This is a genomic window from Streptomyces sp. NBC_01463 (genome assembly GCA_036227345.1).
Taxonomy (GTDB): Bacteria; Actinomycetota; Actinomycetes; order Streptomycetales; family Streptomycetaceae; genus Streptomyces.
On sequence record CP109468.1, the window covers coordinates 738,608 to 763,601 of the forward strand.

Genomic DNA, 24,994 nt, shown 5'->3' on the forward strand with positions numbered 1-24,994 from the left:
TGATCACCGCCGGTGTGGCGGCGGCCGTGGCGCTGGTCGCCGTGGGCGTCGGGATCAGGTCGATCCCCGACATCCGCCGCTACCTGAGAATCCGTTCGATGTGAATTCCGATGTGTGAACCCTGATGTGTGAGTCCCGATGTGAGTGAGGAGTGCACCCATGGCGGATACGCCGAAGAAGGACAGTGCCGTCGAGGAGGAGCCGCAGGAGGTACGCGGCCCCAAGGGTTCGCGGGACACCGGCTCGGACAAGCCGGAGGGCGGCCCGGCGGACCGGCCGTCGGGTACCTCGGACGAACGCTCCGGCACCTCCGTGCAGCCGAAGAAGCCCGAGGACCCCGACTCCCCCCACCTGCAGTCCGGCGGCTGAGGCGGCCCGGTGCTCTCGCCCACGACCCTTCACGAAGCAGGAGCCGAGGATGACGCAGGAACCGGGCACATCCGGACAGGTGCTCGTGGCGGGCATCGGCAATCTGTTCCTCGGTGACGACGGCTTCGGCCCGGAGGTCGTGCGGCAGCTGAGCCACTCCGGCGGGCTGCCCTCCCGGGTCCGCTTGGTCGACTACGGCATCCGCGGCATGCACCTCGCGTACGACCTGCTCGACGGGTACGACGCGCTGGTGCTGGTCGACGCCTACCCGGGTGGCGGTCCGCCCGGGGAGCTGACGGTGCTCCGAATCGGCGTGGAAGACCTCGGTACGGGTGAATTCGATGCCCATGGGATGAATCCGGTTGCTGTCCTTGCAAATCTGGATCAATTGGGCGGTACTCTTCCGCTCACCTACCTCGTGGGCTGCACCCCCACCGGCGTCGAGGAGGGCATCGGGCTCAGTGAAGCCGTCGCCCACGCGGTGCCCAAGGCGATCCAGGCAGTGCACACCCTGGTCCGGCAGCTCGTACCAGCCGTACCGACCACGTCCGTGAAGAGCGCCGAACCCCGGAGATCCTGATCATGTGCCTTGGCATTCCTGGTCGCGTCGTGGAGATCGTGGACGGGTATGCGGGGCAGCTGGCTCTCGTGGACGTGGAGGGCGCGCGGCGACGCGTCAACATCGGCATGCTCGACGCGCCGCCCGTTTGCGACGACTGGGTCCTTCTCCACATGGGCTTCGCCGTCGAACTCATCGACCGGGCGAAGGCCCGGGACGCCCTGTCGGGCCTGGAGATGATGGGCAGGGGCCGGGTCCAGCGGATCCGGCGCAGGTTCGAGGTGCGCGGCGTCGTGCAGGGCGTGGGCTTCCGGCCGTTCGTCTACGTCACCGCCTCCGAGCTGATGCTCACCGGCACGGTGACGAACACCGGCGACGGTGTGCTCGCCGAGGTCGAGGGGCCGTCCGACGCCGTCGAGGAGTTCGGCCGCCGGCTGCGCGACGACGCCCCGCCCCTCGCGGTCGTCGAGGATGTCCGTACGAGCGAACAGCCGACGCGTGGCGGTACGGGCTTCACCATCGAGAAGTCGAGCACGCGCGAGGGGGCCCGGACGCTCGTCTCGCCGGACATCGCGACCTGCCCGGACTGTCTCGACGAGATGGGCGACCCGTCGAACCGGCGCTACCGCCACCCCTTCATCACCTGTACGCACTGCGGCCCGCGGTTCACGATCGTGACCGGCCTGCCGTACGACCGGGCCGCCACCACGATGGCGGCCTTCGACATGTGCGGGGTCTGCCGGGCGGAGTACGAGGATCCGCACGACCGCCGCTTCCACGCCCAGCCGATCGCCTGCCGCGACTGCGGGCCGCGGCTCGAACTGGTCCGCAAGGACACCGTTGACCGGCCCTGCGGTGAGGACGCGCTGCGGGCCGCGCGAGAGCTGGTGGCCGCCGGCGGGATCATCGCGGTCAAGGGACTCGGCGGGTACCACCTGGTCTGCGACGCGCGCAACGACCGGGCCGTGGCCGAACTGCGCCGCCGCAAGCAGCGCGGCGGCAAACCCTTCGCGGTGATGGTCCCGGGGCTCGATGCCGCGCGGGAGCTGGTGACCATGACCGGCGACGAGGAGGAGCTCCTGACCGGCGGCCGCCGTCCGATCGTGCTCCTGCCCCGGCGTCCGGACCGGCCGGGAGCGGGGGTGTCGCAGGCCGTGGCACCCGGAAATCCGAATCTCGGACTGCTGCTTCCCTACACCCCGTTGCACGTCCTGCTCCTGGGGACCGGGGACGACCGGCCGGGCCCGGACGCGCTGGTGATGACCTCAGCGAATCTGTCGGGCGAGCCGATCGTCACCGACGACGAGGCGGCGCTGACCGTACTGGAGCCGCTGGTCGACGCGTGGCTGCGGCACGACCGCCGGATCCACGTGCCGTGCGACGACTCCGTCAGCCGGTTCGTGGCCGGCGCCGAGCTCCCGCTCCGCAGGTCGCGCGGGTACGCACCGCTGCCGCTCGCGCTGCCGTTCGACGTCCCGGCGACGCTCGCCGTGGGCGCCGACCTGAAGAACACCTTCGCCCTGGCCGAGGGCCGCTACGCCTGGCTCAGCCAGCACATGGGCGACATGGACGACCTGTCCACCGTTCGCGCCCTGACCCGGGCCGAGCAGCACCTGGAGGGTCTCACCGGTGTGCGGCCGGCCCGTCTGGTGGCCGACCGGCACCCCGGCTACCACTCCGGCGAGTGGGCCCGCGCCCACGCCGCCGGCCGGCCGGTCCGCACGGTGCAGCACCACCACGCGCACATCGCGTCCGTGATGGCGGAGCACGGTCTGGGCGCGGACGAGAGCGTCATCGGCATCGCCTTCGACGGCACCGGCCACGGCGACGACGGCGCTGCCTGGGGCGGTGAGGTCCTGGTGGCCGGCTACAAGGCGTTCCGCAGGGCGGCCCACCTGGGCTACGTGCCGCTGGCCGGGGGCGACGCGAGTGTGCTGCGGCCCTACCGGATGGCGCTCGCGCACCTGCACGCGGCCGGTGTCCCCTGGGACGACGACTCCCCTGCGGTCCAGGCGTGCCCGGACGCCGAACGCGACGTGCTGGCCCGTCAGTTCACCACCGGCTTCGGATGCGTGCCCACATCGAGCATGGGCCGGCTCTTCGACGCGGTCGCCTCGCTGGCCGGTGTCCGGCACGCGGTGGACTACGAGGCGGAGGCAGCCGTGGAGCTGGAGGGGCTGGCACGGAGCGGGCAGGCCGACCCCCGCGTGCCGGAGACCCGCTACGGCTTCGGGATCCGGCCCGGGGCGGGAGACGAACCCGCCGTCGCGGATCCGGGCCCGGTCGTCCGGGCCGTGGCCCGCGACGTACGTTCCGGCGTTCCCGCCGAACTGATCGCCGCGCGCTTCCACCTGTGCGTCGCGGCGCTTGTCGCCGACCTCGCGGACATCTGCCGCACGAGCACCGGGCTCGGCACCGTGGCCCTGGGTGGCGGCGTCTTCCAGAACGCCGTACTGCTCGAAGCGGCACAACACGGCCTGACGGAACGGGGCTTCACCGTCCTGCGGCCGCGGTTGCTGCCGCCGAACGACGGCGGGATCGCCCTCGGCCAGCTCCTGATCGCCGCATCGGGCTGACCGCCCCGCCTCCCCCGTACCCCAAGGGATCCACAGAGAAGAGGGACCATGTGTCTGGCTGTTCCGGGGCGAGTCCTCAGCACCGCCGAAGTCGACGGCACCGTGATGGCCGAGGTGGACTTCGGCGGGGTGCGCAAGGAGGTGTGCCTCCAGTACATCCCCGACGTGACGGTCGGTGAGTACGTCATCGTGCACGTCGGGTTCGCCATCCAGCGCCTCGACGAACGGTCGGCCCAGGACACCCTCGCCAACTTCGAGCGGCTCGGCATCCTCGCCGAGGAGTTCGGCGACGGCCTCGAACTCGCAGCCCAGCAGGGCGAATCCACCGAAGGAGCCGGCCGGTGAAGTACCTCGACGAGTTCAGCGACCCCGATCTCGCGAAGAAGCTGCTGGACCAGATCCATGCGGCCACCACGCGGAAGTGGGCCATGATGGAGGTCTGCGGGGGCCAGACCCATTCGATCATCCGGCACGGCATCGACCAACTGCTGCCGGGCGGGGTGGAGATGATCCACGGCCCGGGATGCCCCGTCTGCGTCACGCCGTTGGAGATCATCGACCGGGCGCTGGCGATCGCCGCCCGCCCCGGCGTCATCTTCTGCTCGTTCGGCGACATGCTGCGCGTGCCGGGGAGCAGCCAGGACCTGTTCTCCGTCCGGAGCGCCGGCGGTGACGTACGTGTGGTGTACTCCCCCCTCGACGCGCTGAAGCTGGCCCGTGAGAACCCGGACCGCGAGGTCGTGTTCTTCGGGATCGGGTTCGAGACCACCGCGCCCGCGAACGCGATGACGGTCTACCAGGCCAAGCGGCTCGGCGTACGCAACTTCAGCCTGCTGGTGTCACACGTGCTGGTGCCGCCCGCCATCGCCGCGATCATGGAGTCCCCGACCTGCCGGGTACAGGCGTTCCTCGCCGCGGGTCACGTGTGCAGCGTGATGGGGACGGCGGAGTACCCGCCGCTGGCCCGGAAGTACAAGGTGCCGATCGTGGTCACCGGCTTCGAGCCCCTGGACATCCTCGAAGGCGTGCGCCGCACCGTCCTCCAGCTGGAGGCGGGCCGGCACGAGGTGGAGAACGCCTACCCCCGGGCGGTTCGCGACGAGGGCAACGCACCGGCCATGGAGATGCTCGCAGACGTCTTCGAGGTGACGGACCGGACCTGGCGCGGCATCGGGGCCATCCCCCGCAGCGGCTGGCGGCTCTCCGCGAGATACCGGGAGTTCGACACCGAGGAACGGTTCGACGTGACGGACATCCACACCGCGGAGTCGTCTCTCTGCCGGTCGGGCGAAGTCCTCCAGGGCCTGATCAAGCCGCACGCGTGCGAGGCGTTCGGCAGGGAATGCACACCGCGGAATCCGCTGGGCGCGACCATGGTGTCCTCGGAGGGTGCCTGCGCCGCGTACTACACCCACCGCCGACTGGAACTGGTCGATGCCAAGTGACTGACGCGATTCAAGAAGTGGCCGGCGCGCGGCCGGACGCCGCCGGCCTCGACTTCGAGGGATGGACCTGCCCCGTACCGCTGCGGGACATCCCCTCGGTCGTGATGGGCCACGGCGGTGGCGGCGCGATGTCCGGCGAACTGATCGAGCATCTGTTCCTGCCCGCCTACGGTGCCGCGGCGGCCTCCGATCTCGGCGACTCAGCCGTCCTGACGGTCGGTTCCGGCACCCGCCTCGCCTTCTCCACTGACTCGTTCGTGGTGAAGCCGATGTTCTTCCCCGGCGGATCGATCGGTGACCTGGCGGTGAACGGGACGGTCAACGACCTGGCCATGTCGGGCGCGACGCCGATGTTCCTGTCGACCGCCTTCATCCTCGCGGAGGGCACCGCACTGAACGACCTCGGCCGGATCGCCCAGGCCGTGGGCCGGGCGGCGGAGAACGCCGGCGTACGCCTGGTCACCGGGGACACGAAGGTCGTGGAGCGCTCCAGCGGTGACGGCGTCTACATCAACACCTCGGGCATCGGAGTGGTCCCCTCCGGCGTCGACATCCACGCACGACGGGCCCGTCCCGGCGATGCCGTGCTGGTCAGCGGCGACATCGGGGTGCACGGAGTGGCCGTGATGAGCTGCCGGGAGGGCCTGGAGTTCGGGACGACGGTCGAGAGCGACACCGCTCCGCTGCACGGGCTGGTCGCCGACATGATCGCCACCGGCGCCGACGTCCATGTGCTCCGGGATCCCACGCGCGGCGGTGTCGCGGCATCGCTGAACGAGATCGCCCGCGCCTCGGACGTGGGCATCGAACTGGTCGAGCGGTCGCTTCCGGTGCCGCCCACGGTGCGGGACGCGTGCAGTCTGCTCGGACTCGACCCGCTCCAGGTCGCCAACGAGGGCAAACTGATCGCGATCGTTCCGGCCGAGGACGCGGACCGGGTACTGGCGGCCATGCGGGCCCACCCCCTGGCCCGGGACGCATGCAGGATCGGCAGCTGCGTGCCGGATCACGCCGGGATGGTGGTCGCCAGGACGGGACTGGGCGGGAGCCGGGTGATCGGGCTACCGATCGGCGAACAGCTCCCGAGGATCTGTTAGATGAGCGCCGAGGGCGCACTGCTGTTCGCGCGATACGCCTACCCGCCCAACGAACTCGGCTACTGCGGCCCCGCCGACGCAGCGGCCCTCCTGCGTCGTGAAGCGACCGCCGACATCGAGCTGCGGGCCAGGCAGTTCGAGGGAGCCTGGTGCTATCTCGAGTACCTGGCGGAGGTGGCCGGGATCCCGGACCCGCTCGACGCGCGGGTGGTGGAGGCGTACTGGATCGGCAACGAGCTGCTGGACCTGGTCGATCCCGCCGGTCTGGTGGAGCGCATGACGGACCGGTTCCGGGGCCAGCTCGGCGGCACCTGGCGCGAAGCCGCGCAGCGGGCGCTCGCGCACCACAGTTTCCAGGTGTTCGAGGTGTACCCATGGGCGCCGATGCTGCGGACGGGCGGGAATCCCACCGCCCTGTCCGTGCTCGACCAGTGCCGCATCCGTACAGGGGTGGTCCTCCGCGCCGACCGGCATCTGGCGACGGTACGGTGCCGCCCGCTCAGCTGGAACGGCACGGAACTGGTCACCGGTGACTGGCAGGAGGAGACCGCTCGCCACTCGGCCGGCGGGAGGACGCTGATCGACGGCCTCTCCCCGGGCGACCGGGTGGCTCTGCACTGGGACTGGGTCTGCGATGTGATCACCGACGAACAGGCCCGACGCATCGAGGACATCGAGGAACGGCAGCGCACGGGACCGATTCTGCGCGACCCGGTGCGCTGACCGTCGCCTGCCCACCCCGGCGGTCGCCCGCTCGCAGAACCGGGCGCCGTACGGAGTGAGCCGTTCGGACCCGTCCGGGCTGCGGCGGCTCAGGTTTGCGCCGAGGTTGGACGTATGCCGGCACAGAGCGCGGATGGCGTCCCCGGCGGTCGGTCGTCCGCAGGCTTCCGCGGCATCGGAGAAGGCATGAGCGGGACATCGATGCGCCTGGTCCTCGGGGTGCTGGTGCTGCAGACGGCATTCGTCCTCTCGTGCATCGGCGCGTTCCGCGATCCCGCCCCGCACCGCGTTCCCCTGGCCATCACGGCTCCCACGACCCGGATCGCCGACGACACCTTCTATCAGCTCGCGTTGCTCCCCGGTGAGCCGGTGGACCCGTTCCGGGTGGCCGACGAGGCTGCGGCCCTGGACCGGATCCACGGTCGTCAGGTGAAGGGTGCGCTCATCGTCTCCCGCTCCGGCACCGACGACCTGTTGCTGGTCGCCAGTGGTGCGGGCCCGTCGCTGGCCAGGGAACTCGCTACGCACGTCGGTGCGGCCGAAAGACAGCAGGGCCGCGCTGTCCGCGTCCGGGACGTGGCGCCGATCGCGCCGGGTGACAGGCGTCTCCTCTCCTCCTTCTCGCTCGTTGTGGGCTGGTGTGCGGGCGGCATCCTGTGCGCCTCGGTGCAGGCACTCGTTGCCGGGCGCCGTCCGGGGGTAGTACGCGCATCCGTCAAGACGGGCGTGCTGCTCATGTACTCGGTACTCGCCGGACTGCTCGGTGTCCTGGTCGCCAGGACTCTTCTGAACGCGGTGCCGGGAGACTTCTGGGCAATGTGGGCCGTGGGGTCCTTGCTGGTTCTGGCGGCGGGAGCCCTCACACTTGCCCTGCACGAACTGGCCGGAGTGCCGGGAATCGGTCTGGCGCTCGTGCTCGTGGTCGTTCTCGGTGTGCCCGGCTCGGGTGGGGTGTATCCCACCGAGCTGCTGCCCGCGTTCTGGCGCACGGCCGGTCCGTCCCTGCCGCCCGGTGCGGGCCTGGATGCCCTGACCTCGGTCGCCTATTTCCGGGGCGCGGGTGCCGGCGGTCCGTTGTGGACGCTTCTGGCCTGGGCCGGTGGCGGCGCGGCCGTGGTCCTGCTGGGCGGAGTCCGCGCGCCCCGGTCTCACGCTCCCGCCGGGCGGATCACGCGCTCTCCCTGACGCCGAGGCACCACCACGGCGTCACGATCCCGGCGTCACCAGTCCTCGTCCGCCCACTGGTCGAGCAGGGCTTCGCCGTTGAGGCTGCTGTGAGGTACCTCGGTGCCGAGGGACTGCTCGGCCCAGATGACCTTGCCGCGTGCGGTGTAGCGCGTACCCCAGCGGTGCGCGAGCCGGGCGATGATGAACAGGCCGCGCCCGCCCTCGTCGGTGGTGGCGGCCTGACGCACGTGCGGGGCGGTGCTGCTGCCGTCCGCGACCTCGCAGATCAGGGTGTCGTCGTCGTGCAGCAAGCGGAGCCTGATCGGTGGGGAGCCGTAGCGGATCGCGTTGGTGACCAGCTCACTGACGATGAGTTCCGTCGCGTACGTGGCGTCCGCCAGTCCCCACCCGTTCACCGCGCGGGACGCTTCCGCACGGATGCCGGCGACCACGGTCGGGTCGTCGGGTACGTCCCAGTCGGCGACACTGCCGGGGTCCATGAGATGGGTGCGGGCGACGAGCAGGGCCACGTCGTCCGTGGGCCGGTCGGTCAGCAGGGCGTCGATGACCGCTTGGCAGGTGGCCTCGGGGCCGAGGTCACCGGGGCGGGCCAGAGTGGCACGCAGGACCTCGAGCCCGGCGTCGATGTCGCGGCCCCGCCGCTCGACCAGCCCGTCGGTGAACAGGACCAGTCGGCTTCCTGCGGGCAGTACGAGATCGGTGGTCTCCACCGGCAGGCCCTCGTTGATGCCGAGCGGCGGCGACCCGGGGATCTCCGGGTAGGTGACGGTGCCGTCCGGGAGCACCAGGGCCGGGCCCGGGTGGCCGGCCCTGGACAGGGTGCAGTGCCCGGTGGCCGGGTCGTAGATGGCGTAGAGGCAGGTGGCACCGGAGATCTCGACGTCGCTGTCCCCCTCGGCGTCGAGCCGGCCGACGAGGGCGTCGAGGTGGGCGAGGAGTTCGTCGGGGGGCAGGTCCAGGGCCGAGAAGTTGTGCACCGCGGTGCGCAGTCGCCCCATGGTGGCGGCGGCGTGGAGGCCATGGCCGACGACATCACCGACCACCAGCGCGACCCGTGCTCCGGGCAGCGGGATGATGTCGTACCAGTCCCCGCCCACGCCCGGCTGAGCCGGGAGGTAGCGATGGGCCACCTCAAGGGCGGAGTGCGTGGGCAGCGAGCGGGGCAGCAGGCTGCGCTGGAGTGTGACGGCCATGGTGTGCTCGCGGGTGAAACGGCGCGCGTTGTCGATGGCCACACCCGCCCGGGCGGCCAGTTCCTCGGCAACGGACAGGTCCTCGGGCTCGAAGGGGCTCTTGTCCTTGCGCCAGAAGTCGACGCTCCCCAGCACCACACCGCGCGCCTGCAGCGGGGCGGAGATCAGGGAGTGGATGCCGTAGTCCAGGACTGCGCGCACCCGCGGCCGGTCCAGGGCGATCCAGACCTCGGAGGCCGAGAGGTCGGCGGCGAGCACGGCCCGGCCGCCGGCCACACCGAGCGCCGCGGTACTGCCGTCGGGGAAGTGCACCATCTCCCCCACCGGGTACAGGGGGTGATCGCCCCGGATTCCGGCGATCGCGGTGCGGCGCATGTCGGAGTCGGCTCCTGTGGGTTCCTCACCGCGCAGCACGGGGTCCAGCAACTCCACGGTGACGAAGTCGGCGAACCGGGGCACCGCAACGGCCGCCAGTTCCTCGGCGGTGCGCACCACGTCGAGGGTGGTGCCGATGTGCGTGCCGGCCTCGTAGAGCAGTTGCAGCCGGGACCGCGCCACTTCGGCCCGGCCGGCCAGTTCACGCAGCTCGGTGGTGTCGCGCAGAGTGACCACACTGCCCCGAGGGCCTCCTGAACCCTCGACGGTACGGAGGTTGACGGCCAGGAGCCGGTCCCCGTTGGAGTGCACCTCGTCGCTGGCAGTCCGTCCCGAGACCAGGAGTTGCGTCGTGTCCGGTGTCAGACCGAGGTCGGCCACCTCGCGTTGCTCGGCGTTGCGCGGCAGGTCGAGCAGTCGTCGCGCCTCGTCATTGACCAGCGTGAGCACACCGCGGTCGTCGATGATGAGCACGCCTTCCCGCACCGAGTGCAGGACGGCGTCATGGTGCTCGTACATCCGTGTCATCTCGGCGGGCCCCAGGCCGTGGGTCTGGTGGCGCAGGCGTCTGCTCACGGCCGCCGCCCCGGCCGCGGCCAGCAGGAGTGCCCCGCCCGCGACCGCGAGGATCGCCGGCAGCTGGTGCGCGACCATCTCGTTGACGCTCTTGACGTAGATCCCGACCGAGATCAGTCCGACGACCCGGCCCTCGGCATCGAAGACGGCGACGGTCGTGTCGACGGCTCGCCCCAGGGCGCTGTCGAACGTCTCCTGGAAGGGCTTCCCCGTGAGCGCGGGTCCGAAGCCGCCGGTGACATGGCCGCCAATGCGGCCGGGATCGGGGTGGGACCAGCGGATGCCCCTCGGGTCGAAGGCCACCACATAGCCGACGTCGGCGTCCCTGCGCATCTTCTCCGAACTGGGCTGGAGCACCCGGGTCGGGTTCGGCGACCGCATCGCCGCGGCGGTGCCCGGTGCGTCCCGGAACGCCACGGCCACGGCGAGCGACCTGTCCCGCGCCTCGTCCGTGGCGTTGTGCTGCGACTGGACGACGAGGACCACGAGGGTGGCGGCGATGAGCAGGACCGCGACGACCACCTGCAGCAGGAACACCTGTCCTGCGACGCTCCGCGGCATCGGGTTGGACAGCCCGCCACGACGCCGGCCTCGGAACCGCGACGGAGCCCCTTGCTCAACCATTGGCTCAGCATCACCGAGGACAGCTCCGCGGAGCGGCTGACCGGGCCGGTGCATGGCACTGCCTCACACGACGGGGTCACATCCCAGGTACAGGTGAGAGCCGTGCTGTGCTCCTGCTCCCGCGGGCCATCCCGCGGGAGCAGGCCCGTACGCGTGCGGCCGGTGGCGTCACCTGGCGTGGAGCCGGAACCTGTCGATCACCCAGTAGAAATCGTTGTCGCCGGTGTAGTGGAAGCGAACGTGCGCCGACGTGACGCCGGGTGGGATCGGGACCTCGATGGACTGCTCCTGCGACGTGACATCCGTGGTGTAGCTCCGGACCTCGACGGGTGTGCCGGCGTTGAAGGAGACGAGGACCCTGGCCGTCTGCTGCTCCACCTGCCGGTAGTGCGTGACGAACTCGATCGTCAGCGTGCTCCTGCCCGAGAGGCCGCCGACCGTGGGCGACACGAGGGTCGAGTCGAACCGGCCGGAGAACGTCCTGTCGGACCATTCGTCCGAGTCGGCGACCGCGAAGACGCCGCGGGCCCGCACATTGAGCTCGCGCCACTGGTCGCGTTGGGTGCGCGACCAGAACTCGTTCGTGGTGAAGGTCCAGCCGCGCCATTCCGTCACGCCGCCGGTTCCCATGGCGTCGTTGATGACGGACCAGCCGCTCGGCGCTGTGTGCGTGAAGCCCAGGACGTCGGCGGGGATCCCCGTCTCGTCCACGCGGGCGGCCAGCTTCGGCCCAAGCGTGTCGAAGCCGTCGTCGGTCCGGTCCTGCAATGGCTTGCCGTCCATCCCCCAGGAGGGGTCGACGGGCAGACCGAGCTGCTTGAACACCGTGGGCACGACGTCCACGAGCCGGGTGTCGATCGGGCGGCCTCCGGCCTCGATCCCTGGTCCCTGGGCGAGGACGAAGGTCCGCCGCTCCTCGATCGAGCTGCCGCCGTGACCGCCGGCGTCCGCATGTCCGTGGTCCGTGGCCACGATGACGGTCCAGCGTTCGGAGGCGTACGTGGGCCGCGCCCTGATCGAGGCCCACAGCTTCCCCAGATGGACGTCCTGCCCGGCGATCGCGTCGAGGTACCGGTCACCGGTTCCGCTCTCGTGGCCCACCTGGTCGGTGTAGCCGAAGTAGACGAAGAGGACGTCCGGATTCTGGTTACGGATGACGGACGCGGCCTCGTCGGCGATCTTCTGGTCGTTGGGTATGTCGTGCTGGGGCAGGACGAGTCTGGCGTCGGCGCCCTCGGTGACGGCGCCGTAGGTGTCCAGCGGGGGCCAGTCGACGGCCGCGTAGGTGGACAGTCCGGGCTTCACCCGGGCGAGGCGGGCCAGGAGACCGGGGTACTCGTCGAATCGCCTGCCGGTGAAGTCGTTGTCCTTGACGCCGTGCTTGTCGGGCCAGACCCCGGTCGAGATCGTCGACCACCCCGGTCCGGACAGGGTGGGGGCCATGGGGTTCGCGTAGAGCAGGGACCTCGCGTACGTACCGGCCGCCATCATGGCCTTGAGGTGCGGCGCGTTAGCCGCGTCGATCCGGTCGTGCCGCAGGCCGTCCATTCCGACGATGAGGACCTTGTCCTTGCTGATGCCGTTCGGCAGGGCCGGGGCGGCGTGGGCCGCGGGCGCTTGAGCGAGTGTCGTGGTGGCGGCCGCGACTGTGGCCGCCCCTGCCGCGAGCACCGCGCGCCGGGCAATTCCGTCCTGGGGCATGGGTTTTCCTCCGCTGATGGATGAAGATCGATGAGTGGGTCGGCCGGTCCACAACGTGTGCGATAGCCATGCGCATGCCATGGCTTGTCCGTCGGGAGATCCGCCGCATGGTGACGCTCAATCAGTTGGAAGTCCTGCTGAGGGTGCTGGAGCACCAGGGGTTCTCAGGAGCCGCGAAATCGCTGTTCATGAGCCAGCCCTCGGTCTCCAACCACATCCGCAATCTGGAGAACTCCTGCGGGATCCAGCTGGTCCACCGCACGAGCGCCGGTGCGCGCCCCACGCCCGCCGGTGAGGTGGTCGCCGAGCACGCACGCCAGGTGTTCGCGGTCATGGACTCCCTGGAGCGGACGGTCGCCGGCTTCCGCGGGCTCGGGGGTGGCCGGCTGGTCCTCGCGGGGACGACCACCCTCGGCACGTACCTCCTGCCGCGTCTTGTCGCGGACTTCTCCACACGGGCTCCCAAGGTGAGGTGTGAGATCCGCGTGGGCAACGAGGACGCGGTCGAGTCGTGGCTGCTGCGCGGGGAGGTCGCCCTGGGACTGTGCGCCGGCACGCCCCGCGATGAACAGCTGGTCTCCCAGGGCATGTTCGAGGAGGCCATGGTGCTGGTGGCCGAGCCGCAGACGCCGCTCGCCGGCCGTGCGCTGACTCCCCCGGATCTCCGGAACCAGCGCTTCCTCATGCGCGAGGCGGGCTCGGCCACCCGGCACCTCCAGGAGGAGACCTTGCGCGCCTGGGGACTCGACGACGCCGAGCAGTGGGACATGTGGGGACCGGGCACCCTCAAGCAGGCGGTGTGCGAGGGGCTCGGGGTGGCCCTGCTCTCCGAGCACGTGGCGCGCTACGAGATCGCCGCCGGGATGCTCGCCGACCTGACGGTCAGCCCCGCACCGCCGAAGCGGACCGTGTCCCTGGTCCGCCGGAGCGACCGCGTACTCACACCGCCGGAGCAGGCGTTCGCCGACCTGGTCCGGGCCGTAGCCGAGTGGCCTGCCTGACATGCTGTCAGTACTTGATGCAGGCGGACCGCAGGTCGGTGTAGAAGTCCCACACGTCGGGCGAGCACTCGGGGGCGCCGAGCTGTGACGCCTTCGCGCCCATGTGCGGCAGATGGGAGTACGCGCCCACTCCCGGCCGGTTCACATGGAGCATGCCCGCCTGGAAGTCCTGCAGCGCCTGGAACATGTGGCCCGGATTCTGCGTGAAGATCGTGCCGGACATCCCGTACTTCACCGAGTTCGAGATGCTCATGGCGTCCTCGTAGCCCTCGCAGTCGATGACCGACAGCACGGGCCCGAAGACCTCTTCCTGCGCGATCCTGCTCTCCCGGGCCACACCGGTCAGCACGGTCGGCTCGACGAAGTATCCCGGACTGTCCGCCTTGGCCTCACGGCCACCGCAGACCGCGGTCGCGCCCGCGGCCGTCGCCCCCTCCACCGCCGCCAGGCAGGCCCGCAGCCGTTCCTCGTTGACCACCGGGCCGATGTCCGCCCCGTCCCGGTCGCCGCGGCCGACACGCATCGCCGCGACCCGCGGGATCAGCCGCTCCAGCAACGCCTCCCGTACCGATCGGTCCACCACGACCCGGCTGGTGGCGCTGCACCGCTGTCCGCTCTGCCCGAAGGCACCGTGGACGATCGCGTCGACGGCCGCGTCGAGGTCGGCGTCCGCGAGCACGATGAGGGCGTTCTTCCCGCCCAGTTCGAGTTGCGTCCGCATCAGCCGGCCGGCGCCCGCCCTGTTGATCGCCCGCCCCACCGGAAGCGAACCGGTGAACGAGATGCCCGCCACCCGCTCGTCGGCCACCAGCGCCTCGCCCGGCGCGCGGTCCCCCTGGACCAGGTTGAGAACGCCCGGGGGAACACCCGCGTCGGTGAACGCCTGCACCAGCAGCGCCGATGTCCACGGAGTCAGCGGCGACGGCTTGAGCACCGCCGTGCAGCCCGCCACCAGCGCGGGAGCGACCTTCCACATGGGTATGGCCACCGGAAAGTTCCAGGGAGTGATCAGGCCCACGACACCGAGCGGCCGCCGGAAGGTCATCGCGATCGTGCGCGGCTCCTCCGCGGGGGTGGTCACCCCGTTGATACGGCGGGCCTCCCCGATGGTGAAGTCGAGGATCGCCAGGGCACGGGCCACCTCGCCTCCGCTCTCGGAGAGCCGCTTGCCCTGCTCACGGGTGATCGCCGCGGCGAACTCGCCGCCTCGCTCGCCGATCAGCCGTGCCGCCGCCGACAGGACCGTGGCCCGCTCGATGGGACCGATCGCGTCCCACTCCCGCTGCGCGGTGGACGCCGCGTCGACGGCGGCGGTGACGTCCTGCGCGCCGGACTCCGCGAACTGTCCCACGACGTCGTCGGTGTCGGCCGGGTTGATGTTCGCGCGCACCGCTCCGGTCAGGGGCGGTACCCAGCGCCCGTCGATGTGGTTGAGCAGGTGGTCGGGGCTCGGCTGTGCCATGGGGGACTCCTCGGTGGTCGCAAAGAGTGGTCGCAGAGCGTGGACGCGGAAAGTGGTCGCGGAGAGCGGTCGTCAGTTCATGTGCACGGCGATACGGGGCGCGGCCCCCGATCGCGCGGCCGCGACGGCGGCGTCGATGTCCCGCAGGGCGTACGGCTCCGGCACCAGGTCCGCGAACAGGTTCCGGTGCGGCGTGCGTACGAGGAAGGCGACGGCCTCGGCCAGGTCCTCGACGGTGTAGTTGTGGCTGCCGACGACACGCGTGAGGTTACGCACGACGGCGTCGGGTGCGAAGGTCACATCGGGGCCGGGTGACACCGAGCCGACCAGGGCCACGCACCCGTCGAGTCCCACGACGCGCAGTGCCGACTCGACCGCGCCGCTGTTGCCGGAGAGTTCCAGGACCACATCGGCGCCGAGGTCCTTCGCCGCCTCCTCCAGCGCGCCGGGCGGACAGGCCACCGTGGCGCCGAACCTCAGCGCGAGGTCACGGCGGGCGGGATCCACGTCGCAGGCGATGACGTGTTCGGCGCCGAGGTCTCGCGCGTACGACACGGCGGTGAGTCCGAGCATGCCGCAGCCGGTCACCACCACGGTGTCCCCCGGCGCGAGACCCGCACGCCGTGCGGCGCACGCGACCGTGGCGGTCGCGCAGTTGGCCGGCGCCGCCACCGAGGACGGGAGCGAGTCGGGGACGGTCACGAACCCCGTGCCCGCGACGAGGTGGCAGTGGGTGGCGAGCCCGCCGTTGAGCCGCCACCGGTCCGTCATGGCCTCGTGCCCGTACTTGCGGACGCTCTCGCACTTCTGCGGTACTCCGCGCAGGCAGCGCCGGCAGCGGCCGCACGATGTGCCGATGGTCCAGGTGATGCGCTGTCCGGGAACCACGGGCCGTCCGTCGGATGCGACCGGGGTGCCGCCGACGGCCTCCACCACGCCGACCGCCTCATGGCCCAGCACGGTGGGCAACGGGGTGGGCCGGTCACCCGCGATGGTGTGCAGATCGCTGCCGCAGAGCGTGGCGAGTTCCACCCGCACCAGCACTTCACCGGCCGCGAGCCTCGGCATCGGCTGGCTCTCCACGGTGAATCCGCTGCCCGGCCCCCTCCACACGGACGCTGTCGCGCCTGTGCGCTCACGGACTCCGGTCGGGCCGCTGCTGAGTTCGGTCATGTTTCTGTCCGCCTAACGTCGGATCGTGAGGGCGACCAGGGCGCTGCACCCGCAGGCCGCGGCCACGATGGGGAAGATGAGGCTGGTGTTGCCGGTGCTGTCCATCAGGGCGCCGACCATGGGTTCGGCGGCCCCCGCGAAGACGTAGGCGAAGCAATTGACCACCCCCGTCGCCGTGCCGGCCATCCGCCTGCCCGCGATGTCGGGGCACAGCGCCCAGAAGGACGACTGGGGGCCGTAGACGAAGAATCCGGTGAGGAAGAGGACGATGATCCCGGTCGTCACGTTTAGGGGCGCCACGTACATCGTGAGTGCCATCAGCGCGCCCAGAACCATGAATAGGATGATGGGTCGGTCACGCCGGGACCCGAACAGCCGGTCCGATATCTGGCCGTTGACGAGGGCGCCCGCAGCCATGCCCACCGGAAGGGCGACCGAGATCCACAGAGGGCTGATGCTGCTGCCCCCGTCCTCCCAGTTGTCGCCGAGGAAGTAAACGGGGACCCAGATCAACAGACCGTAGCGGGCCATGTTCTGGAAGCCGATGGCGATGCCGGTCGACCAGATCCTCGGGTTGCGCAGCACGGCCGCGTACCGCTGGAAGGACGTCTCACCGGCCGATGCGCCGGCTTCCTGCGCGGCCTCGTCCGCCTCGATGGCGTCGGCCGACCCGGCCGGCGGGGTGACACCGGCCTGCGCGGGACTGTCCCTGGCGACCAGGTAGAAGGTGATGCCGCCCACCAGCATCAGCAGCACCGGCACCCGGAAGATCCACTGCCAGTCGAGGTCGAGCGTGTCCACGACGATCGTGGAGGTGACGAAGGCCAGGACGGACGCCATGCCGGCGGCGAAGGTGTAGAAGCCGAAGCTCTTGCCGCGCTCGTGCGGGGCCCACCAGTTGGAGATGACCCGCCCGCCGGAGGGCCAGCCGAGCGACTGCGCGAAGCCGTTCGCGCCCCACAGGACGCCCAGGGACTTCACCCCGACGGAGAAGCTGGTGCCCCAGTTGAGGACCGTGGACAGGACCGCGCCGGCCGCCATCATGCGCCGGCCGCCCCACTTGTCGGCCAGATTGCCGTTGATCATCTGTCCGGCGGCGTAGGACCAGAGCAGGATGCCGCTGATGGCACCCAGCGTGGCCTTGCTCAGGCCGAGGTCCTCCTCGATGCCGGGGATGGCGAATCCGAAGGTCTGCCTGCCGGTGTAGAAGAAGAAGTAGCAGAACATGGCCGACAGCAGCATGCGCCACTTGAGCCGGGTGTACGCGTGCTCCTTCAGGGGTTCGGGAGTGCGGCTCCCGGCCATCACGTTCTCGGCGTTCGACATGGTTTCCCAACCGATCCGGGGAAGGTGCCGTGTGTCCGGCCGCGGGGAAGGGGCCGGTGTGTGAGGCGGTGGTGGCCGCCGGGGCGTGGCCGGCCTCGCGGGGCAGCTCCGGAGCGGCCGGATTCCCCCGAGGCGACCACGTCTCATCAGGTGGTCCGGGCGGACGCGCTCTCCTGCTCGGCGACCAGCGTGGTGGCGACCCAGAGGGCGTCGTAGTTGTGGATGCGGGCGGGAGCGCCGAACGGTTTGTCCAGCAGCTCCGGCCGCGCCGGCCGACGGTTGATCAGGAACGGGATCTGCAGCTCGCCCAGGGCTCCGTGCGAGCGCAGCGGCGCGTCGAGCCCGCTGAGGTCGTGCCAGGCGGCGAACCGGCCGAGCGCGGTGCCGGCCTCCGCGAGGACCACGATGTCGCCGATGCGGTCGGCGGGCAGGGCGTAGCGCGCGGCGGCCTCCTCACGGCCGTGCACCTCCTGCACTCCCCCGATGGCCCGCAGCGCTTCGACGGTGGCGGCCCGGTCGGCTCCCGGCGGCAGGTACACGCTCGCGAAGGAGCCGAGTGCGCCGTGGTGCACCGTGTAGGGGTCGGTGATCGGGAGGATGACCCGCAGGCCCTCCGCCTCGGCGTCCTCGGCGATTCCGAGGATCCTGCGGACCTCCTCCTCGACGCAGATCACCCGGGCCGCGCCGGTGTCGTCCGTCTTGGCGCTCATGCCGTGATCGGCCGTCAGGACGACGGTCGCGCCGAGTCCGGCCAGCCGGCCGGCGTAGTGGTCGATCTTCTCGTACAGGTCGTTGGCCGCTTCGGTGCCGGGCGCGTGCTTGTGCTGGATGTAGTCCGTCAGCGACAGGTACATCAGGTCGGCGCCGCGGGTCTCCAGGATCCTGACGCCAGCGGCGAGGGCGAACTCGCTGAGGTCCGCGGAGTAGACACTCGGCAATGGCCTTCCGACGAACTCCAGTACGTCGCCGATGCCGTTGTCCTCGACGGTGGCGCGGTCGGCCTTCTCCGCCGAGAAGCAGATGCCGCGCCGGGACGGTGCGACGAACTCGCCGGAACCGTCGAGCGAGGGCCCCTCCTCGACGAGTCCGGCGCCGAGCAGCCTGCGGAGCTTGTCCTTGGCGGTCACGACGACCACGTCGAGGCCGGCCTCGTTCGCCGCACCGAAGACGGTGGGGACGCGCAGGAACCGCTTGTCGTTCATCAGCACCTCCTCACCGAGCTCGGTGTCGAAGAGGTAGTTGCCGCTGATCCCGTGCACGGCCGGCGGGCGGCCGGTGGCGATGGACACGTTGTTCGGATTGGTCAGGGCCGGCATCGCGCAGTGGGCGGGCCAGGACGTGCCCTCTCCCTCCAGCACCTTGCTGAGCCAGGGCATGCGCCCGGCCGCCATCGCCTCGATGTGGTAGTCGGGCTCACTGCCGTCGATGCAGATGACCACCACCGGCCCGCGGGGCATCGAGTAGGTCCTGCCGTTGACACTGAACGTCCCTGAGGTCACGAGGGGCTCCCTGCTGGATGTGACGTGGCCGAAATCCTGCTGCCCCATGAGCGTGCTGGCAGGAGCGGCCACGAGGAACACGTCTTTCGGCTATCGCCCCCATAGCCCGGACCCACGGCCCGCCCGGCATCGATGCCGCACACGGTCAGGCCAGGCGCTGCCGGACCCATGCCGACAGCCGGTCCACGGCGACGATCAGGACGAGCACGACCAGGATGTGCGTCAGCATCTCGTCGAACTGGAACAGCTTGATGGACTGGTTGATCAGGAAGCCGATGCCTCCCGCGCCGACGAGTCCCAGCACCAGCGAGGCACGCACGTTGACGTCCAGCCGGTACAGCAGCAGTCCGATGAGCTGGGGTGTCACGGTCGGCAGCAGGGCGTGCGCCGCGATCTGGATCCTGCCCGCCCCCGCCGAGCGCAGGGCCTGCACCGGGCCGGGGTCGGCGTCCTCCAGCGCCTCCGCCCACAGCTTCCCCATCACACCGACGTTGTGGAGGAGCAGCGCGAGCACGCCGGGGAAGGGACCGAGTCCGACAGCGGTGACGAAGATCAGGGCGAAGACGACGTCGGGTACGGCGCGCAGGAACGACAGCAGTGAGCGCGCCGCCTGGTAGACCGTCGTCGACGGGGCGGTGCCGCGTGCCGCGAGCAGTGCCAGGAGCAGCGAGAACGGCACGGACAACGTCGTGCCGAGCAACCCGATCCACAGGGTGACCAGAGCACCGTCGAGACTGGGCCCCAGGACGGCCCAGCTCAGATCGGGCGGGATCGCGTCGCCCAGGAAGTCCACGATGCCGCCCCAGCCCTCGGCCAGTGCGCCGAAGGACATGTCGGTGGTGTTCCACGCGACGACATGGGCGGTGACGACCGCGGCGGTGACCACGGCTCCCACGGCCGCGGTCCGGGGCCGGGCCGGCTTCGGGGGGACGGGCAGCGTTCGTACCCCGTTGAGGTCGGTCATGAAACGGCCTCCACGACCGCGGCCCGGTAGAGGGCGTCGACGTTCTGGCCGGGTGGCCCGTTGAGGATCACCCGGCCGTTTCGCAGGCCGACCATGCGGTCGGCGTGGCGGGCGGCGAGCGAGGGCTGGTGCAGGACGGCGAGTACGGCCAGGCCCGCGTCGTGGGCGAGTTCGGCCAGCAGCGCGAGTACCTGCTCGGACGCGGCCGGGTCCAGTGCGGACACCGGTTCGTCGGCCAGCAGGACGCGGGGGCGCTGGCACAGGGCACGGGCCACGGCGACGCGCTGCTGCTGGCCGCCGGAGAGGCGGCCCGCGCGGTCGTGCGCCCGGTCGGCGAGACCCACCCGGTCCAGGCAGGCCATCGCCTCCTCCCGCAGCGCGCGCGGGAACAGCGCGGGAACGAGCGAGTGCCGCAGCGGGAGCCGGCCCAGGGCGCCGGCGCACACGTTCTCCAGTACGGTCCGCCGGCGCACGAGGTGGATATGCTGGAAGACCACGGCGGTGTCCAGCGGCGCGGACGGCTTCCCGTCGATGCTCACGGTCCCCGCCGTCATGGGTTCCAGCCCGGCAGCGGCTCGTAGCAGGGTCGACTTGCCGGAGCCGTTGGCCCCGAGTACGGCGAGCAGCTCGCCCCGGGCGACGTCGACGTCCACCCCGTGCAGCACCTGCCGCTCCCCGTACCGCACGGTGATCCCGGACAGGGCGAGCATCAGACGTCCTTCTCGGTCAGGTTCAGGGCGGCGGCCAGGTCGAACAGCGGCTGGTACGTGGACTTGTCCACGGCGATCAGCGGCGCCGGCGGGTCGACGTCGAGGAGGGCGCCGATCCTGCCGACCTTGTCCGGCGGCAGCTTCAGCAGGGCGTCGGTGACGGCCTTCTTGAACTCGGCGTCCAGGTTGCCGCGGACGGTGATCGGGTCGTTCGGGATCGGGTCGGAGCCCCACACCTTCCGGAACCCGGACGGCTCGAACGTGCCGGCGGCGGTGGCGCTCGCCAGCTGCTGGGAGTTGATCTCGGCGGCGTCGACCGTGCCCTTGGCGAGGGCCAGCAGCGCTTCCGGGTGGCCTCCGGCGTAGTTGACCTTGACGTCGTCCTTCTTCAGGCCCGCGTCGAGCATGGCCTGGCGCGGCAGGGCGTCACCCGACGTCGATCCGACGGAGGCCAGTGCGAGGGAGTGGCCCTTGAGATCCGCGACCGACTTGACGGCGGAGTCCTTCGGGACCCAGATGCCGGCGGTGTAGCTGGACACCTTTCCCTTGCCGTCACCGAACGAGGCGACTGCCTCCGCCTTGGCACGTCCGCTGGCGAAGACGTAGCCGAGAGGACCGAACATGGCGATGTCGAGCTTGCCGTTCTCCATGGCGAGGACCTCGGCCGAGTAGTCCTCGGTGATCGTCAGCTCCACCTCGCAGTCGAGGCTTTCACCGAGGGCGTCGGCGAGGACCTTGGCGGCCGGGGTGAGCTTGGCGGGGTCCTCGAAGGGCTCCACACCGAAGCGGATCTTTCCGCCGGGGCAGGTGGCGGACTCGGCGGCGTCCGAACTGCCGCCGCAGGCGGTCAGGGACAGCGCGGCGACCACGGCGAGCGAGGTGGCGAGGATGACAGGGCGGACGGACACGGTGAACTCCGGGTTCGAGGACAGCACGGGGGAAGGAAACGGGAGGTGCGCGGGGTGGGGGGAGTCGCTCGCCGGGGCGGCTGTGGCCAACGTTTCAGGCACAGCCACCCCGGTCAACACTTGTATCGACAGGTTGCCAACTGTTCATCTGTGAGTCGGCAGTGAGTCGCCCGGCCTCGCGGCCGAGGGCCGGGAGGGACGGGGCCTCGGCTCAGCGGTGGCCGTGTCCGCGTCCGTCGCCGGGGTGCTTCTCGTCCCGGCCGTGGTGGGCGTGTCCGGGACGCCTCGGGTAGGAGGTGTGACCGAGTTCGGCCGCGGTGCGGGTCACCTCGAAGAGGCGCTCGGCGTCGCGGTTGATCCAGGTGGCCGTGAGGGTCGGCATGTCGAGCGTCGTGTCGGCGACCAGCTTGAGGAAGACGTGCGGCTCGACGGCGCTGTGCACCAGGTAGGGGCTGGGCACGTTGAGGCTCGGGATGGTGCTGTCGTGCAGGGGGCTGACGATGAACTGCCACAGGTCGTAGCCGACCCGGGGGCCGTAGCTCAGGGCGCGGGAGACGTGGATGTCGCCGCCGATCAGGAAGCAGCCCGGGATCTTCTCCGCGGCGATGAAGTCGTAGATCGCGTCCCGCTCGTAGGAGTAGGTGGCCCAGTCGTCCTTCTCGGCGTTCTGCTTGTCGTCCCAGATCATGCCGGTGGCGATGGCCTTGAAGGGGGCCGTGCTCCGGCTCAGCCGCTCGCGGAGCCAGTCCCACTGCACCGTGCCCAGACAGGTCACCTGGGTGCTGTCGGCCCAGCTCGGTGCGGTACGGCTGAACCAGCGCGGGTCCAGCAGGAAGACCTCGATCGGGCCCCGGCGGAAGGATGTATAGACACCCTCGCCGTCCGTTCGCTGCGTGAGGATCTTCCCGTCGGCCGTCTGCCCGAAGGAGGGGTTGGCGCGGTAGTTGACGAAGGCGGTGCGGTTCTGGCGCTTGCTCTTGTAGTCACCGTGGAAGTCGTTGCCGCCGAAGTCGTGGTCGTCCCAGGTGGCCCAGACCGGCATGGAGGACACCAGCCGGGAGATCTCCGGCTGCACCAGGAACGTGCGGTGCTTCCGGCGGGCCACCTCCAGGTCGGAGCTGTCGACGTACGGGGTGTCGCCGAGCATGACGAAGCTGTCGCAGCCCTCGTCCATGATCGCCGTCCATACGTGGTCGGGGACCGACGGGCCGCACGAACCCATGCCCATGGTGACCACGGAGGGCCTGTCCGGGTCGGGCGCGGTGGTGAAGGAGCCGGTCATCGGCGTGAACCCGGCCGCTTCCCTGACCGGGGTGAGGGTGAACTCGTACGCCGTGTCCGGTGCCAGCCCCCGCAGTTGGGCGATCAGCGTGTTGTCGTTGCCGGGGTCGACAGCGGTGGTGACGGTGCGCCAGGCCCTGTTCCCCTTCCCTCCCAGCTGCCGGTAGGCGCAGTTCCAGCGGGAGTAGAGGGAGGGGTCGAGGCCGGGGCGGGCCCAGATACGGGCGTTGCCGGGTTCGGTGTGTCCCACCATCGGCCCGACGGGCTGCTCGGGCGGCATCGGCGTCGGCACCACGGCGGGCGCCGAGCCGGTGCGCACCGACGCGACGTAGCCGGCCAGCGCGGTGAAGAACGCCTCGCTGTCCGCCACCGCGTCGGGCGGCTGCACCACCGCGCCCGCACTGTTGCGGATCTTGTCCACGGTCAGGCTGGTCACGAGGAACCGGCCCGCCCCGAACTGGCCCTCCAGCAGGGCGGGCGGGAACCCGGAGGCGGAACAGGCCATCAGGACCCGCATCGAACTCCACCGCTGGACCGTCTCGTAGCTGACCCGGGGACTGGCGTTCCGGCCGGTGAACAGCCGGCCGTTGCTGACGCGCAGCCCCTTGACGAGCGGGTGGCCGGCGTCGACCGGGTGGATCGTGTCGTAGTCGGCGTCGGTGCGCACGGCCGACACACCACTGGGCAGATAGGCGACTGCGGCGCCGTACTGGTCGGACTGCGCCAGGTCCAGCACCACCCGGTGGCCGGCGACGAACCGGCGCAGGGAGTCGGCCTGTTCGGCGACGTAGTCGAGGTAGTCGTCGCTGTTGTTCGTGAAGGTGCCGAACGCGATCAGGTCGACGGGCCGCGGCTGCTCGTCGGCCGGGAGCGTCAGGTCGAGCGGCACGACCTCGAAGCCCGCGGTCCGCAGGAGTTCCGCCAGTCCCAGGGCCTTGGTCCAGGGGTCTTCGTACTCCAGGACGGCGGCACGCAGCGGAGCGGGTTCGTCGGCTGCGCGCGGCGCGGCGCCCGCGGCGGATGCCGGTCCGGCGACCCCGACCGTGAGAGCCGCGGCGACACCGCCCGTCAGTATCTTCCGTCTGTCCAGACCGTTGTCCGGCATGTGTGTCTCCTTCGGAAAGCAGGCGCCCCGTATCCGCCCTGCGCGGATGCGGGACCGAGGGGTGGGCGCCCGTTTCGGCGCCTGTGCCGCAGACGCTGGCAGAGTGAGCAACAAGGGGCAATAGCTTGTATCGACAAGTCATTCGGAGTTCATGGGCCCGTCGACGCGCCGCGCCCTGTTCACCCGCGCCCGGGAGCACGCGTTCCGTGATGGGCGGGGAGCGGTGCGAGGGTGAACGGGGGGTTGGCGAGGCGGTAGTTGTGCACCCGGGCGGCCCCGAACTGCGAGGCGCCCGCCCGCCGGGCCCGTGACGGATCGACAGCGGTCACCCCGGGCGCCCGAGCGCCCGCACCACCGGCCGAGGCGGGGCCGGAGGTACAGGACCGCGACCTGTAGGGTCAAGTGCATGGCCACCCCTCTGCACCGGACGATCGCAGCCGAACTCCGCCAGCGGATTCGTTCCGGGAACCTCGCGGTCGGTGGGTCGCTGCCGTCCGAGTCCCAGCTCTGCGAGGAGTTCTCGGCGTCACGAGGACCGGTCAGGCAGGCCCTCGCGGCCTTGCGCGACGAGGGGGTCATCGGCGGCGGGCAGGGCAAGCGGGCCGTGGTGCTGGACACCGTTCCCACCCAGCCGTTCGAGTCGTTCCTGTCCTTCACCCGCCGTGCGGAACTGACCGGCTACTCCCCCGGCCAGAGACTTCAGGAGATCGCGCTGCGCCGCCCCGAACCGGAGATCGCCGCGGCTCTCCAGATCAATCCGGACGACCTCGCGGTCCAGCTCGTCAGGCTGCGTCTGCTCGACGGACGCCCGGCCATGCTGGAACGCATGACGTACGTCGAGTCGGTGGGCCGCCCGTTGATCTCCGCGGACCTGGACGCCGGTTCCATCTACGCCCTGCTCACCGAGCAGGGCGTGGATCTGCACTCGGCCCGGCACACGTTCGATGCCGTCCCCGCCAACACCCTTGACGCGGAGTTGCTGGACGTCCCCGAGGGCTTCCCGCTGCTCAGGGAGCGGCGCCTCACGACGGACTCCCAGGGCACTCCCGTCGAATGGTCCGAGGACCGCTACCGCTCGGACACCGCGACCGTGACGGTCACCAACACGCGCAGCTCCCGCACCGCCATGCTGTGAACAC

General features: G+C 70.8%; 20 protein-coding genes. 10 read left to right on the forward strand and 10 right to left on the reverse strand.

The window, feature by feature from the left end; genetic code table 11:
* The first annotated feature begins 159 nt into the window (after nucleotides 1-159).
* From OG521_03200 to OG521_03235, 8 genes are all read left to right on the forward strand, one after another.
* Entirely contained in the window at nucleotides 160-369 is a 210-nt protein-coding gene (locus tag OG521_03200) for a hypothetical protein (protein WUW19841.1), read from the forward strand.
* A 49-nt stretch (nucleotides 370-418) separates the two neighbouring features.
* Nucleotides 419-949: a hydrogenase maturation protease gene (locus OG521_03205; protein WUW19842.1), complete on the forward strand. Its 531-nt coding sequence runs from the start codon at nucleotides 419-421 to the stop codon at nucleotides 947-949.
* Between the two features lie 2 nt (nucleotides 950-951).
* Nucleotides 952-3,504, forward strand: a complete 2,553-nt coding sequence (gene hypF, locus OG521_03210) for a carbamoyltransferase HypF (GenBank protein WUW19843.1) — start codon at nucleotides 952-954, stop codon at nucleotides 3,502-3,504.
* A gap of 48 nt (nucleotides 3,505-3,552) precedes the next feature.
* Nucleotides 3,553-3,849 (forward strand): HypC/HybG/HupF family hydrogenase formation chaperone, encoded by a 297-nt coding sequence (locus tag OG521_03215; protein ID WUW19844.1) that lies wholly within the window; start codon nucleotides 3,553-3,555, stop codon nucleotides 3,847-3,849.
* Nucleotides 3,846-4,949, forward strand: a complete 1,104-nt coding sequence (gene hypD / locus OG521_03220; GenBank protein ID WUW19845.1) for a hydrogenase formation protein HypD — start codon at nucleotides 3,846-3,848, stop codon at nucleotides 4,947-4,949. Before OG521_03215 ends, hypD begins: the two co-directional genes overlap by 4 nt.
* A gap of 104 nt (nucleotides 4,950-5,053) precedes the next feature.
* Entirely contained in the window at nucleotides 5,054-6,046 is a 993-nt protein-coding gene (gene hypE, locus OG521_03225) for a hydrogenase expression/formation protein HypE (protein WUW26559.1), read from the forward strand.
* Nucleotides 6,047-6,769 carry a DUF6390 family protein gene (locus tag OG521_03230; GenBank protein ID WUW19846.1) on the forward strand — a complete coding sequence of 241 codons (723 nt, stop codon included), beginning with the start codon at nucleotides 6,047-6,049 and terminating at the stop codon, nucleotides 6,767-6,769.
* A gap of 186 nt (nucleotides 6,770-6,955) precedes the next feature.
* A complete protein-coding gene (locus OG521_03235; protein ID WUW19847.1) occupies nucleotides 6,956-7,954 on the forward strand; it encodes a DUF3533 domain-containing protein in 999 nt (332 codons plus the stop codon).
* Nucleotides 7,955-7,989: 35 nt separating this feature from the next.
* Here the strand turns inward: OG521_03235 and OG521_03240 are convergent, their stop codons facing one another.
* Complete coding sequence (locus tag OG521_03240; GenBank protein ID WUW26560.1) at nucleotides 7,990-10,662, reverse strand: SpoIIE family protein phosphatase; 2,673 nt, start codon at nucleotides 10,660-10,662, stop codon at nucleotides 7,990-7,992.
* A 231-nt stretch (nucleotides 10,663-10,893) separates the two neighbouring features.
* On the reverse strand, nucleotides 10,894-12,426 hold the full coding sequence (locus OG521_03245; protein WUW19848.1) for an alkaline phosphatase family protein: 1,533 nt from the start codon (nucleotides 12,424-12,426) through the stop codon (nucleotides 10,894-10,896).
* 107 nt (nucleotides 12,427-12,533) lie between these two features.
* Between OG521_03245 and OG521_03250 the strand changes: the two genes are divergently transcribed.
* Complete coding sequence (locus OG521_03250; protein WUW19849.1) at nucleotides 12,534-13,427, forward strand: LysR family transcriptional regulator; 894 nt, start codon at nucleotides 12,534-12,536, stop codon at nucleotides 13,425-13,427.
* 7 nt (nucleotides 13,428-13,434) lie between these two features.
* On the opposite strand, the gene OG521_03255 is transcribed toward OG521_03250, so the two are convergent.
* The 8 genes from OG521_03255 to OG521_03290 form a co-directional block, all read right to left on the reverse strand.
* Nucleotides 13,435-14,889, reverse strand: coding sequence for an aldehyde dehydrogenase family protein (locus OG521_03255; protein WUW19850.1), 1,455 nt, complete (start codon nucleotides 14,887-14,889; stop codon nucleotides 13,435-13,437).
* 72 nt (nucleotides 14,890-14,961) lie between these two features.
* Complete coding sequence (locus tag OG521_03260; protein ID WUW19851.1) at nucleotides 14,962-16,062, reverse strand: zinc-binding dehydrogenase; 1,101 nt, start codon at nucleotides 16,060-16,062, stop codon at nucleotides 14,962-14,964.
* A 12-nt stretch (nucleotides 16,063-16,074) separates the two neighbouring features.
* Nucleotides 16,075-17,388 carry an MFS transporter gene (locus OG521_03265; GenBank protein WUW19852.1) on the reverse strand — a complete coding sequence of 438 codons (1,314 nt, stop codon included), beginning with the start codon at nucleotides 17,386-17,388 and terminating at the stop codon, nucleotides 16,075-16,077.
* Between the two features lie 146 nt (nucleotides 17,389-17,534).
* Nucleotides 17,535-18,887, reverse strand: a complete 1,353-nt coding sequence (phnA, locus tag OG521_03270) for a phosphonoacetate hydrolase (GenBank protein WUW19853.1) — start codon at nucleotides 18,885-18,887, stop codon at nucleotides 17,535-17,537.
* 145 nt (nucleotides 18,888-19,032) lie between these two features.
* Nucleotides 19,033-19,851, reverse strand: coding sequence for a phosphonate ABC transporter, permease protein PhnE (gene phnE / locus OG521_03275; protein WUW19854.1), 819 nt, complete (start codon nucleotides 19,849-19,851; stop codon nucleotides 19,033-19,035).
* Nucleotides 19,848-20,561, reverse strand: a complete 714-nt coding sequence (locus OG521_03280) for an ATP-binding cassette domain-containing protein (protein ID WUW19855.1) — start codon at nucleotides 20,559-20,561, stop codon at nucleotides 19,848-19,850. The genes phnE and OG521_03280 overlap by 4 nt, the downstream gene beginning before the upstream one ends.
* A complete protein-coding gene (locus tag OG521_03285; protein WUW19856.1) occupies nucleotides 20,561-21,496 on the reverse strand; it encodes a phosphate/phosphite/phosphonate ABC transporter substrate-binding protein in 936 nt (311 codons plus the stop codon). The genes OG521_03280 and OG521_03285 overlap by 1 nt, the downstream gene beginning before the upstream one ends.
* 184 nt (nucleotides 21,497-21,680) lie before the next feature.
* Nucleotides 21,681-23,855, reverse strand: coding sequence for an alkaline phosphatase D family protein (locus OG521_03290; protein ID WUW19857.1), 2,175 nt, complete (start codon nucleotides 23,853-23,855; stop codon nucleotides 21,681-21,683).
* Nucleotides 23,856-24,261: 406 nt separating this feature from the next.
* Between OG521_03290 and OG521_03295 the strand changes: the two genes are divergently transcribed.
* Complete coding sequence (locus OG521_03295; protein WUW19858.1) at nucleotides 24,262-24,990, forward strand: GntR family transcriptional regulator; 729 nt, start codon at nucleotides 24,262-24,264, stop codon at nucleotides 24,988-24,990.
* Nucleotides 24,991-24,994 lie beyond the last annotated feature (4 nt).

Coding starts and splice junctions, on each gene's coding strand:
- OG521_03200 (WUW19841.1), top strand. CDS start 160: ATGGCGGATACGCCGAAGAAGGACAGTGCCGTCGAGGAGGAGCCGCAG.
- OG521_03205 (WUW19842.1), top strand. CDS start 419: ATGACGCAGGAACCGGGCACATCCGGACAGGTGCTCGTGGCGGGCATC.
- hypF (WUW19843.1), top strand. CDS start 952: ATGTGCCTTGGCATTCCTGGTCGCGTCGTGGAGATCGTGGACGGGTAT.
- OG521_03215 (WUW19844.1), top strand. CDS start 3,553: ATGTGTCTGGCTGTTCCGGGGCGAGTCCTCAGCACCGCCGAAGTCGAC.
- hypE (WUW26559.1), top strand. CDS start 5,054: ATGGGCCACGGCGGTGGCGGCGCGATGTCCGGCGAACTGATCGAGCAT.
- OG521_03230 (WUW19846.1), top strand. CDS start 6,047: ATGAGCGCCGAGGGCGCACTGCTGTTCGCGCGATACGCCTACCCGCCC.
- OG521_03235 (WUW19847.1), top strand. CDS start 6,956: ATGAGCGGGACATCGATGCGCCTGGTCCTCGGGGTGCTGGTGCTGCAG.
- OG521_03240 (WUW26560.1), bottom strand. CDS start 10,662: ATGCCGCGGAGCGTCGCAGGACAGGTGTTCCTGCTGCAGGTGGTCGTC.
- OG521_03245 (WUW19848.1), bottom strand. CDS start 12,426: ATGCCCCAGGACGGAATTGCCCGGCGCGCGGTGCTCGCGGCAGGGGCG.
- OG521_03250 (WUW19849.1), top strand. CDS start 12,534: ATGGTGACGCTCAATCAGTTGGAAGTCCTGCTGAGGGTGCTGGAGCAC.
- OG521_03255 (WUW19850.1), bottom strand. CDS start 14,889: ATGGCACAGCCGAGCCCCGACCACCTGCTCAACCACATCGACGGGCGC.
- OG521_03260 (WUW19851.1), bottom strand. CDS start 16,062: ATGACCGAACTCAGCAGCGGCCCGACCGGAGTCCGTGAGCGCACAGGC.
- OG521_03265 (WUW19852.1), bottom strand. CDS start 17,388: ATGTCGAACGCCGAGAACGTGATGGCCGGGAGCCGCACTCCCGAACCC.
- phnE (WUW19854.1), bottom strand. CDS start 19,851: ATGACCGACCTCAACGGGGTACGAACGCTGCCCGTCCCCCCGAAGCCG.
- OG521_03280 (WUW19855.1), bottom strand. CDS start 20,561: ATGCTCGCCCTGTCCGGGATCACCGTGCGGTACGGGGAGCGGCAGGTG.
- OG521_03290 (WUW19857.1), bottom strand. CDS start 23,855: ATGCCGGACAACGGTCTGGACAGACGGAAGATACTGACGGGCGGTGTC.
- OG521_03295 (WUW19858.1), top strand. CDS start 24,262: ATGGCCACCCCTCTGCACCGGACGATCGCAGCCGAACTCCGCCAGCGG.